The organism is Phormidium sp. CCY1219 (assembly GCF_035615515.1).
Taxonomy (GTDB): domain Bacteria; phylum Cyanobacteriota; class Cyanobacteriia; order Cyanobacteriales; family Laspinemataceae; genus CCY1219.
The window spans coordinates 1-586 of the sequence record NZ_JAJENT010000058.1; the positions used below are offsets into that span (position 1 = coordinate 1).

Sequence of the window (586 nt, forward strand, 5' to 3'; positions counted from 1 at the left end):
AACCGCTTTCCGGCTAGTTTATCCGCCACTGGAGACAGCAACATCTCACTCAACTCAGTCGCAGAAGCATTGACTTTCGGGAGGTTGGGAGAAACAACCAGATTGCGACTTTCCCCCCGATAGTCGGGATTTTGCATTAACCGATAAAATTGTTGTGCCAGTTCCTCAATTTCAGCCCGGGGGGGTAACTCGTACACCGTTAAACTCTCCGGAGTGACCGCCCAGAGGAAACTGCGGTCTGTGCCGAGAGAATATTGTAAGAGTAAGGTATCTTTATCGAGTACCTGCTGCTGAATTTGTTCGGCAGTTAGGGGTTGAGGTTGAGTGAGAGCGGCATATCGGGGAGAGGTTTGCCGGATTTGCGCCCTGAGAGCATCCAGTTGTCGCAATAAAGTATCCAGTTCTTGTTTGATAGCATTAGCTTGTTCCGGGGTATGTTCCCCGGAGAATAGTTCCATGCGCCGGGATTCAGTAGCATTGATGCGCTGCTGTAAGTTCGCTTCCTGTTCGCGTAATTCCGGGTCTACGCCAGTGCGGATATCGGCATTGGCTTCGGCGAGAATTTCTAACAACGTGCGAGCGCGGG

1 pseudogene is annotated in these 586 nt (G+C 51.4%); it reads right to left on the reverse strand.

Annotated elements, in window-relative coordinates:
* A pseudogene (locus LKK83_RS00410) lies at positions 1-586 on the reverse strand (hypothetical protein); the annotation flags it as partial.